At 72.1% G+C, this 10445-nt stretch carries 10 protein-coding genes; 9 read left to right on the top strand and 1 reads right to left on the bottom strand.

Translation table 11 applies throughout. The features are described 5' to 3' along the window. From QMF80_RS27515 to QMF80_RS27500, 4 genes are all read left to right on the top strand, one after another. Positions 1-1100 (top strand): aspartate aminotransferase family protein (locus QMF80_RS27515; RefSeq protein ID WP_283457986.1); only part of this gene is annotated, 1100 nt, incomplete at its 5' end. Positions 1101-1209: 109 nt separating this feature from the next. Then, positions 1210-1890, top strand: coding sequence for a GntR family transcriptional regulator (locus tag QMF80_RS27510; RefSeq protein WP_283457985.1), 681 nt, complete (start codon positions 1210-1212; stop codon positions 1888-1890). Continuing rightward, positions 1887-4358 (top strand): glycosyltransferase family 2 protein, encoded by a 2472-nt coding sequence (locus QMF80_RS27505; protein ID WP_283457983.1) that lies wholly within the window; start codon positions 1887-1889, stop codon positions 4356-4358. Before QMF80_RS27510 ends, QMF80_RS27505 begins: the two co-directional genes overlap by 4 nt. 159 nt (positions 4359-4517) lie before the next feature. Continuing rightward, positions 4518-5168: a putative DNA-mimic protein gene (locus QMF80_RS27500; RefSeq protein WP_283457982.1), complete on the top strand. Its 651-nt coding sequence runs from the start codon at positions 4518-4520 to the stop codon at positions 5166-5168. 63 nt (positions 5169-5231) lie between these two features. On the opposite strand, the gene QMF80_RS27495 is transcribed toward QMF80_RS27500, so the two are convergent. After that, a complete protein-coding gene (locus tag QMF80_RS27495; RefSeq protein WP_283457980.1) occupies positions 5232-5990 on the bottom strand; it encodes an SLATT domain-containing protein in 759 nt (252 codons plus the stop codon). Between the two features lie 255 nt (positions 5991-6245). Between QMF80_RS27495 and QMF80_RS27490 the strand changes: the two genes are divergently transcribed. The 5 genes from QMF80_RS27490 to QMF80_RS27470 all read left to right on the top strand — a co-directional run bounded on the left by QMF80_RS27490 (position 6246) and on the right by QMF80_RS27470 (position 10424). After that, the gene (locus QMF80_RS27490) at positions 6246-6590 is read left to right on the top strand and encodes a YbaB/EbfC family nucleoid-associated protein (RefSeq protein WP_283457978.1); all 345 of its coding nucleotides are present in this window, start codon (positions 6246-6248) and stop codon (positions 6588-6590) included. Between the two features lie 60 nt (positions 6591-6650). Continuing rightward, complete coding sequence (gene recR / locus QMF80_RS27485) at positions 6651-7250, top strand: recombination mediator RecR (RefSeq protein ID WP_283457977.1); 600 nt, start codon at positions 6651-6653, stop codon at positions 7248-7250. Further along, a complete protein-coding gene (locus QMF80_RS27480) occupies positions 7243-7899 on the top strand; it encodes a DUF5063 domain-containing protein (RefSeq protein WP_283457975.1) in 657 nt (218 codons plus the stop codon). Before recR ends, QMF80_RS27480 begins: the two co-directional genes overlap by 8 nt. Before the next feature lie 180 nt (positions 7900-8079). Next, on the top strand, positions 8080-9354 hold the full coding sequence (locus QMF80_RS27475; RefSeq protein WP_283457973.1) for an aspartate kinase: 1275 nt from the start codon (positions 8080-8082) through the stop codon (positions 9352-9354). Then, a complete protein-coding gene (locus QMF80_RS27470) occupies positions 9351-10424 on the top strand; it encodes an aspartate-semialdehyde dehydrogenase (protein WP_283457971.1) in 1074 nt (357 codons plus the stop codon). The genes QMF80_RS27475 and QMF80_RS27470 overlap by 4 nt, the downstream gene beginning before the upstream one ends. Positions 10425-10445 lie beyond the last annotated feature (21 nt).

The raw sequence follows: 10445 nt of genomic DNA, 5'->3' as shown, positions 1-10445 counted from the left end.
GCTTCGCCGTGGACGTCCGCTCCGAGGCCGCCCGGCTCATCGCCGAGCGGACCCCCGGCGACCTCGACAAGATCTTCTTCACCAACGGCGGCGCCGAGGCCGTCGAGAACGCCGTCCGGATGGCCCGGCTGCACACCGGCCGCCAGAAGGTCATGTCGGCGTACCGCTCCTACCACGGCGCCACCGCCGCCGCGATCAACCTGACCGGCGACCCGCGCCGCTGGCCCTCCGACACCGCCTCGGCCGGGGTCGTGCACTTCTGGGGCCCCTACCTCTACCGCTCGGCCTTCCACGCGGGGACCGAGGAGCAGGAGTGCGAGCGCGCCCTGCGCCACCTCGCCGACACCATCGCCTTCGAGGGGCCGCAGTCCATCGCGGCGATCATCCTGGAGTCGGTGCCGGGCACGGCCGGGATCATGACCCCGCCGCCCGGCTACCTCGCCGGGGTCCGCGAGCTGTGCGACCGCTACGGCATCGTCTTCATCCTGGACGAGGTCATGTCCGGTTTCGGCCGCACCGGGAAGTGGTTCGCCGCCGAGCACTGGGAGGTCACTCCCGACCTGATCTGCTTCGCCAAGGGCGTCAACAGCGGCTACGTACCGCTCGGTGGCGTGGCGATCTCCGGCGCGATCGCCGAGACCTTCGCGACCCGCCCCTACCCGGGCGGACTGACCTACTCCGGCCACCCGCTCGCCTGCGCCGCCGCCGTCGCCACGATGAACGCGATGGAGGAGGAGGGCGTCGTGGAACACGCCGCCCACCTCGGCGAGAACGTGATCGGCCCGGCGCTCGCCGAGATCGCCGCGCGGCACCCCTCGGTCGGCGAGGTGCGCGGCCTGGGCGCCTTCTGGGCGCTGGAGCTCGTACGGAACAAGGAGACGCGCGAGCCGCTCGTCCCCTACAACGCGGCGGGCGCCGACAACGCGCCGATGGCCGAGTTCGCGGCCGCCTGCAAGGCGTCCGGCCTGTGGCCCTTCGTCAACATGAACCGCACCCACGTCGTTCCGCCCTGCACCATCTCCGAGACGGAGGCGAAGGAAGGCCTCGCCCTCCTCGACGAGGCGCTGACGGTCGCGGACCGGCACGCCGTATCCGCATAACGGCCATGACATATCCGCACAATGGCCACACAGTGAGCACATAGCGTCTCGGCCGCGGTCCGCCGCCTGGCCTAAGGTGTCCGGAGTTCTATGAAGGAGACGGACCCTTATGCCAGGCAGCGGCGCTGTCACCCGCAACACACTTCGCCAGCAGATCGCGGACGCGCTGCGTGACGAGGTGCTCGCGGGACGCCTGCCCCCGGGGACCGAGTTCACGGTCAAGCAGATCGCCGAGCAGTACGGGGTTTCGGCCACGCCCGTGCGCGAAGCGCTGGTGGACCTCTCCGCGCAGGGCCTGCTGGACTCCGTACAGCACCGCGGCTTCCGCGTCCGGATCTTCTCCGTCGACGACTTCCGCGGCATGGTCGAGGCCCGCACGCTCATAGTGGACGGGATATTCCGCCGGCTCGTCGAGCGCGGTACGGCCCCCGGCTCGGGCGAGATGCTCGTATCGGTGCGGCGGCGGGCCGAGGAGGCCCGGCGGGCCGCGCAGAGCGGCTCCCTCGAAGTGCTGATCGGATACGACCTCCGGTTCTGGAGGGAGCTGAGCGGGCTGGTGGGCAACATCTACATCTCGGAGTTCCTGCACCGCATCCGCGTGCAGTGCTGGGTCTTCGCCGTGCCGTACCTCCAACGCGAGCCGAGGCTGCACGCGGCGCTGTGGAGCGGGCACGACGAACTCGTGGACGCGGTGACCCTCGCCGACGCGAACGAGGTACGCCGCCTGGTGCACGCCTACAACCAGCACGGCCTGGACTGGGCCTCGGAGCTGAAGGCGACGGGCGCGTGAGCGCCCCGAGCGGATACCTCGACGCGCGTACGGGCGCCACGCGGCCGGAAGCGGTCCGCCTGAGCGTGATCCTGCGGACGCCGCCGGGCGCTCCGGCGGACGGCCTCGCCCCGCTCCTGGACCAACTGCGCACCGCCCTCGACGCACGCACGGACCCGGGCCCCCGGTCCGGATCCGGATCCGGTGCCGGGCCCCGGTCCTGGGAGGTCCTGGTCGTCGCGGCCGGCGAAGACGGCCACCCCGCGCCCGCCGACCCCCGGGTCCGCACCGCCCGCACCCTGCGTGCCGCGGTCGCCGCCTCCACCGGGCGCCGGGTCCTGATCACCGGCCTCCCGCACGTCGGCGACCTGGACGTGCACGGTGACCTGGACGTGCACGGTGACCCGGACGTGCACGGTGACCCGGACGTGCACGGTGACCCGGACGTGCTCGGCGACCTGGAGCGGGCCCTGGACCTCGCGCCGCCCGCCACGGCCGCGGTGCTCGGCCGCCGCCGCGGGCCCGTGGCGCGCGCCCTCGGCATCCCCGGAGTGCCCGGCTTCCGCGCCGACACCCTCGCCCTCGCCCTCTTCGACGGCGAGCGGGCGCGCGCGGCCTTCGCCGCCTCGGCCCTGCACGGTCCGGCCGTCGACGCCGAGGTGCTGCGCTGGTGCCGCGGCCAGGGCTGGACGACCGAGGAACTGCCGGTGCGGGCCACGGCCGGGAAGCGGACCCCCGCTCCCCGGGGCGACCGGATGCTCGGCCTCCGCCTGCGCGAGCTGTTCCGGCTGAACGCGGGCGGCCTCGCCGTCGCCGCCTTCTTCGTGGCCCTCTCGTTCTTCCTCTTCCACCGCCTCTGGTCCGACCTCGACGGCGCCTACCTGCGCGACGCGCTCCAGGACCAGAACCAGTGGGAGTGGTTCGTCGGCGTCACCACCGACAACATCACCCACCTGCGCAATCCCCTCTTCACCCTCGCCCAGGGCATGCCCGACGGCGTGAACCTGATGGCCAACGCCACCATGCTCGGCCTCACCGTCCCGCTGATCCCGGTCACCCTCGCCTTCGGCGCGACGGTCACCTTCGTCCTGGTCCTCACCCTCGGCATGGCCGCCTCCGGCTGGACCTGGTACTGGCTGATCCGGCGCCGCGTGGTGCGTTCCCGCTGGGCCGCGGCCGCGGGCGGCGCGCTCGCCGGCTTCGCGCCGCCGATGATCTCGCACGCCAACGGCCACCCGAACTTCGTCGTCCTCTTCATGATCCCGTTGATCATCGACCGGACGCTGCGCCTGTGCGACGGACGCAACGTCACCCGTGACGGGGTACTGCTCGGCCTGTTCGCGGCCTACCAGATCTTCATCGGCGAGGAGCCCCTGCTCATCGCCGCCCTGGGCCTGCTGCTCTTCGCCCTCGCCCACCTGCTGGTCGACCGCGAACGAGTGCGCACGGCCTGGCGCCCGCTGGGCCTCGGTGTGGCCGTCGCACTGGCCGTCTGCCTGCCACTGGTGGTCTTCCCGCTGTGGTGGCAGTTCTCCGGCCCGCAGAGCTACCACTCGGTGCTGCACGGGGACAACGCCGGGAACAGCCCGCGCGCCCTGATCGAGTACGCGGGCCGCTCGCTCTTCGGCGACCCCGAGACCGCGGGCCGGCTGTCCATGAACACCACCGAGCAGAACGCCTTCTACGGCTGGCCCCTGCTCGCCTTCGGCACGCTCGTCTGCGTCTGGATGTGGCGGCGTCCGTTCGTCCGCGCCCTCGCGATCACCGGCGTCGCGGCGGCCGTCCTGTCCCTGGGACCCGTCGTCCCCGTCCCCCACACCGGCCTGACCCTGCCCGGACCGTGGCGCTGGATCATCGAGCTGCCGCTCTTCGAGTCGGTCATCGAGGGGCGGGTGGCGATGATCTGCGCCCCCGTCCTCGGCATCCTGCTCGCCCTCGTGCTGGACCGGATCGTCCGGCTGCCCGTGCGCGAGCACCGCACGCTGGGCGTGCTGGCGGTGGCCGCCGTCCTCCTCCCGGTGCTCCCGCTGCCGCTGGCGGTGCGGGACCGGGACCCCGTGCCCGCGTTCATCACCTCCGGCGCCTGGAAGCCGTACGTCAAGGACGGGGAGTCGCTGGTCGCCGTGCCGCTGCCCGACCCGAGCGCGGCCGACGCGCTGCGCTGGCAGGTCGAGGCGGACTTCGGGTTCCGGCTGGCCGACGGCTACTACAACGGCCCCTGGGGCCCCGACCGGATCGGGATCTACGGTGCGCCCCCGCGGCACCTGTCGAACCTGCTCCGGGACGTCCGCTACGGCGCGGATCCGCCCACGATCGGGCCGCAGTGGCGCGAGCAGGCCCGCCGCGACCTGTCGCACTGGAAGGCGGGCGCGGTGGTCGTGCCCGAGCAGGACCGCTCGGCGGAGCTGGTGCGCACGCTGACCGACCTGCTGGGCGAGCCGCCGCGCAAGGTGCGGGACGTATGGGTCTGGCGGGTGGGCCGGAGCTAGTGCCGCGTCAGGCAGCGTTCGCCCCGTCGCGACGCCCGGCACGCGCCCTGGCCGCCTCGTGCGGACCTCTGCCGACGGGGGCGGACCCGACCCCTTCGCTCAGGGTGTCCGGCGCACTACGCTGGGCCGATCGGCGGACAACGACCGGACGGAGCCCGCGTGGCCTGTGACCTGTGGCTGGTGCCCCTTGTCGACGTGCTGTGCCACAGCCCCGACAATCCCTTCGCGGAGGAGATCGCCTCGTACGACAAGGCGCTCGGCGAGGCCGGACTGCCGTCCGTGCCCGTCTTCGCGTACATGCCCGGGCTGTCGGGGGACGTGGCCCCGGTGGCCGGGTTCGACTACGACGCCCTGCACTTCCTGCGCAGGGCCTACCTGCTCCAGCTCTGCGGACTGCCGGTGACTCCGGTGGACGAGCTGGGCGGGGACTACGAACAGCTGCTGGAGATGTTCGAGTCCACGGCCCAGCAGTCGCACCTGGTCTGGCACTACGACCACGCCGGGGCGTACGTACCCGTGGACTTCGCCGTTCCGCTGGCCAACGAGGAGCTGCTGGCCGGGGGCGGGCCGCTGGGCTCCGCGCAGGGGCTGCTGAGGGAGCTGGCGTTCGTGGGCCCGGCGATCGGGATCGACCCGGGGAACCCGCCCGCACCGCCCGCGCCCCCGGGGCGACCGACCTCGCTGGAGGAGTCGGCGGCCCCGATCCCGTACGACGACAGCCCCTTCGCGCGGGAGCGCCACGTCTGGCTGGGCCTGCACGCGGCGGCGACCCGGAGCCTCGGCCAAGGGTCGATGATCATCTTCAGCTGAGGGCGGCCGGCCGCCCGGTGGCGGAGCCCGGAGCCCGCCGTGCGGGGCCGGGTTCCGGGGCGCTCAGCGCGGCTGCTCCGGCGGCCGCTGGCGCGGCATGTTCGGGCGGGTGCCCGGGGGGAGCGGGAAGCGGACCGGCGGGCCGCCCGCGTCGGCGCGGCTGCCGGAGGCGCCCAGGGACTGCATCACGAGCGGCGCCGGACCGGAGCGGAACTCCACCATCCAGTCCGCGGTCTCGGAGCGCACGAGCTCCGTCACGTCCTCCTGGAAGCGCCGCAGCACGGTCAGACAGCGGTCCGCGGCCTCACTGGCGGTCCCCTCGGTCGGGCCGAGCACTTCCCGCACGTTCTCCGACGCCCAGTCGAACTGGAGCGTCTGGAGTCTTCGCTGCACCGCCTGCGCGGTCGCCACGTCCCGCATCCACCCGGACGTCAGCCCGAAGAACCGGTCGCAGGCCAGGCAGGCAGCGCCCAGGAGCAGGGAGAGGTAGCCGTACGCCGCCAGTCCGGGCGCGGATCCGGTCAGCTCCAGCAGCGGCATCGCGGCCCCCGCGAGCGTGCCCAGGGCCGCCCCGCCCCGCAGGATCCGGGCCCCGCGCCGCTTCCAGGCGCGGTCGCAGAGATACCACCCGGCGGTACGCAGCGCATCGGCCTCGACCCGCCGGTACAGCTCGTCGAGCCGCTCCGCGGGCTCACCCCAGTCTCCCAGGGGGAAGGGGCGGCCGATCAGATCGCCGGTCGGGTCGCCCGCGGCCATCGGTCCGCCGCCCTCCTCCCGGGGATCCCGGGGTGGCCCCTCGGGCTGCATCTCCGGCTGGCTCACCCGGCACTCCCTCTGCCTGCGCTGACGTGTGGTGGTGCGCGTGTGCGCAATGGTGCGCATGCCCTTCCTACCTCCGAATGGCGGGCGGTGGGCGACGAATCCCGGGATTTCCGCCCGCAAGGAGGCCTTGATCAGGTACGTGCACGCCGCACCCTCACTCGAAAGAGTTGGTCTCCACGGCGTAGGGCGCCGCGCCCGGGGAGCACGTAGGCTCGGTTTCACCCGTAGCAGTCCGACAAGTGGAGTGAGTGACCAGTGATCCCCGGCGGTGGCCAGCCCAACATGCAGCAGCTGCTCCAGCAGGCCCAGAAGATGCAGCAGGACCTCGCCACGGCCCAGGACGAGCTGGCCCGTACCGAGGTCGACGGCCAGGCGGGCGGGGGCCTGGTCAAGGCCACGGTGACCGGGTCCGGCGAGCTGCGCGCGCTGGTGATCGACCCCAAGGCCGTGGACCCCGAGGACACCGAGACGCTCGCCGACCTGGTGGTCGCGGCGGTCCAGGCGGCCAACGAGAACGCGCAGGCGCTCCAGCAGGAGAAGCTGGGCCCGCTGGCCCAGGGCCTGGGCGGCGGCAGCGGCATTCCCGGCCTCCCGTTCTAAGCGATTCCCCCACTCCCCGGCGGACACCCGCCGGGGGCGAAAACGAAAGAAGGCAGTCCGTTGTACGAAGGCGTGGTCCAGGACCTGATCGACGAACTGGGCAGGCTGCCCGGCGTCGGGCCCAAGAGCGCGCAGCGGATCGCCTTCCACATCCTGCAGGCCGAGCCCACCGACGTCCGCCGCCTCGCGCACACGCTGCTGGAGGTCAAGGACAAGGTCCGGTTCTGCGCGGTGTGCGGGAACGTGGCGCAGGAGGAGCGGTGCAACATCTGCCGCGACCCGCGCCGGGACCTCACCGTGATCTGTGTGGTCGAGGAGTCGAAGGACGTCGTGGCGATCGAGCGGACGCGTGAGTTCCGCGGCCGCTACCACGTCCTGGGCGGGGCGATCAGCCCGATCGAGGGCGTCGGCCCGGAGGACCTGAGCATCCGCGAGCTGCTGGCGCGCCTCGCGGACGGGGCGGTGACCGAGCTGATCCTGGCCACCGACCCGAACCTGGAGGGCGAGGCGACGGCGACGTACCTCGCCCGGATGATCAAGCCCATGGGCCTGAAGGTCACCCGCCTGGCCAGCGGACTCCCCGTCGGGGGAGACCTGGAGTACGCGGACGAGGTCACGCTGGGGCGGGCCTTTGAAGGAAGGCGACTTCTCGATGTCTGACGCAACGCTGCACGCCCTGGGTCTGGACCCGGACGACTTCGCCGTCCAGATCTCCGACCAGATCGAGTCCTTCATCGTCGCCGTCACCGAGGTCGCCAAGGGCGAGGACCCGGACAGCGCGGTGCCGTTCCTGCTGCTGGAGGTCTCCCAGCTGCTGCTGGCGGGCGGCCGCCTGGGCGCGTACGAGGACGTCGTGCCCGACGAGCGCTACGAGCCCGACATCGGGCCCGAGCCGGGCGTGGACGAGCTGCGCGAGCGCTTCGCGCTGATGCTGGACCCGGTCGACGTCTACTCGGAGGTCTTCGACCCCTACGAGCCCCGCAAGGCGCCGGTCGCGCACCGGATCTCCGACGACCTCGCGGACGTGGTCGCCGACCTGCGGCACGGCCTCGCGCACTACCGCGCGGGCCGCACCACCGAGGCGCTGTGGTGGTGGCAGTTCTCGTACTTCTCCAACTGGGGCTCGACCGCCTCGGCCACCCTGCGCGCCCTGCAGTCGCTCGTCGCGCACGTCCGGCTCGACCAGCCGCTCCAGGAGCTGGACGGCCTGGACACGGACGAGGACCTGGCCGAGGACGACCTCGCGGAGCAGGCCGGGCGGGTCATGGTGGAGGAGATCGCGGGTCCGCTGGGGCTGCCCAGGACGTAACGGATCCGCCAGGACCGGTCGGAATCCGATGGGATGCGCCGGAATCCGATGGGAACCGACGCGATCCGACGGGAACGTATTCTTTGATCTTTTCGTCTCATGATGTGGTACGAGGCGGTCGGATCGCGGCCGCTCGTTAGACTGCACCCGCAAACTGACGGACTTGATCGAGGAGCGCACGTGGGCCTAGTCGTGCAGAAGTACGGAGGCTCCTCCGTAGCGGATGCCGAGGGCATCAAGCGGGTCGCCAAGCGGATCGTCGACGCCAAGAAGGACGGCCACCAGGTCGTCGTCGTGGTGTCGGCGATGGGTGACACGACGGACGAGCTGATCGATCTCGCCGAACAGGTGTCTCCGATGCCTGCCGGGCGTGAATTCGACATGCTGCTGACCGCGGGAGAGCGGATCGCCATGGCCCTGCTGGCCATGGCGATCAAGAACCTGGGCCACGAGGCCCAGTCGTTCACCGGCAGCCAGGCAGGCGTGATCACCGACTCGGTCCACAACAAAGCGCGCATCATCGATGTCACGCCGGGCCGGATCCGTACCGCGCTGGACGAGGGCAACATCGCCATCGTCGCCGGCTTCCAGGGTGTCTCCGCGGACAGCAAGGACATCACCACCCTCGGCCGCGGCGGCTCGGACACGACCGCCGTCGCCCTGGCCGCGGCGCTCGACGCCGAGGTCTGCGAGATCTACACCGACGTCGACGGCGTCTTCACCGCGGACCCCCGCGTCGTGAAGAGGGCGCAGAAGATCGACTGGATCTCCTCCGAGGACATGCTGGAGCTGGCCGCGTCCGGTTCCAAGGTGCTGCTGCACCGCTGCGTGGAGTACGCGCGCCGATACAACATCCCGATCCACGTCCGTTCGTCCTTCTCCGGACTGCGCGGCACCTGGGTCAGCAACGAGAATCCGCAAGGGGACGAGCCGGTGGAGCACGCCATCATCTCCGGAGTCGCTCACGACGTCTCCGAAGCCAAGATCACGGTCGTCGGTGTGCCGGACAAGCCGGGCGAGGCCGCGGCCATCTTCCGCGCCATCGCGGACGCCGAGATCAACATCGACATGATCGTGCAGAACGTGTCCGCCGCCGCCACCGGCCTGACGGACATCTCCTTCACCCTCCCCAAGTCCGAGGGCCACAAGGCCATCGACGCCCTGGAGAAGGCGAAGGGCACGATCGGCTTCGACTCGCTGCGCTACGACGACCAGATCGGCAAGATCTCCCTGGTCGGCGCGGGCATGAAGACGAACCCGGGCGTCACCGCCTCCTTCTTCCAGGCGCTGTCCGACGCGGGCGTCAACATCGAGCTGATCTCGACCTCCGAGATCCGCATCTCGGTCGTCACCCGCCAGGACGACGTCAACGACGCCGTCCGCGCGGTGCACTCGGCCTTCGGCCTCGACTCCGACAGCGACGAGGCCGTCGTCTACGGAGGCACCGGACGATGACCGCGGACCGGTCGTCCGCCCCGGCGCTGGCCGTGGTCGGGGCGACCGGAGCGGTCGGCTCCGTACTGCTCCAGATCCTGTCCCAGCGGGCGGACATCTGGGGTGGCATACGCCTGATCGCCTCCTCCCGCTCGGCCGGCCGACGGCTGACCGTGCGCGGGGAGGAGATCGAGGTGCTCGCCCTCACCGAGGACGCCTTCGACGGCCTCGGCGCGGGCGATGTGGTGGTGTTCCTGACCCCGGCCGAGGTGTCGGCCCGCTGGGCGCCCGTGGTCACCACCCGCGGCGCCGTCGTCGTGGACCACTCCGCGGCCTTCCGGGACGACCCCGAGGTGCCGCTGGTGGTCCCCGAGATCAACGCGCACGCCGTACGGACGCGCCCGCGCGGCATCGTCGCCGGGCCGGACTCCGTGACGGCCGCGATGATCGCGGCCGTGGGCGCGCTGCACGCCGAGTACGCGCTGACCGGGCTGGTGGTCTCCTCGTACCAGGCCGCGAGCGCGGAGGGCCGGGCCGGATCCGAGGCGCTGCGCCGCCAGCTGGCCGTGGTCGCCGGTACGGACCTGGGCGAGCACACCGGCGACGTACGCCGTGCCGTCGGCGAGGACACCGGGCCCTTCGCGGCACCCCTCGCCCTCAACGTGGTGCCCTGGTCCGGGGAACTGCGGGCGGACGGCTGGTCCTCGCACGAGCTGGCGGTACGGGCGGAGGTCCGCCGCATCCTGGAGCTCGACGCCCTTCCCGTGGCCGTGACCTGCGTCCAGGTGCCGGTGATGACCGGGCACTCGCTGACCGTACGGGCCCAGTTCGAGAACGCCGTGGACCCGGGGCGGGCCCGGGAGATCCTGGAGGCCGCCCCGGGGGTGGTCCTCGTCGACGACCCGGCGGCGGGGGAGTTCCCGACCCCCGTGGACGCCGCGGGCACCGATCCGGCCTGGGTGGGCCGGGTGCGGGTGTCGCTCGACGACCCCCGCGCGCTGGAGTTCTTCGTCTGCGCGGACAATCTCCGCAAGGGCGTCGCCCTGAATGCCACGCAGATCGCTGAGCTGATCGCTGGTGAATTCGCGTAATTCGCTTTGTAGGATCGTCGG

The sequence above is a fragment of the Streptomyces sp. G-G2 genome (assembly GCF_030063135.1).
In the GTDB taxonomy this organism is placed as follows: Bacteria; Actinomycetota; Actinomycetes; order Streptomycetales; family Streptomycetaceae; genus Streptomyces.
This window is presented reverse-complemented; position numbering and strand designations above follow the sequence as displayed.

Coding starts and splice junctions, on each gene's coding strand:
- QMF80_RS27510 (WP_283457985.1), top strand. CDS start 1,210: ATGCCAGGCAGCGGCGCTGTCACCCGCAACACACTTCGCCAGCAGATC.
- QMF80_RS27470 (WP_283457971.1), top strand. CDS start 9,351: ATGACCGCGGACCGGTCGTCCGCCCCGGCGCTGGCCGTGGTCGGGGCG.
- QMF80_RS27480 (WP_283457975.1), top strand. CDS start 7,243: ATGTCTGACGCAACGCTGCACGCCCTGGGTCTGGACCCGGACGACTTC.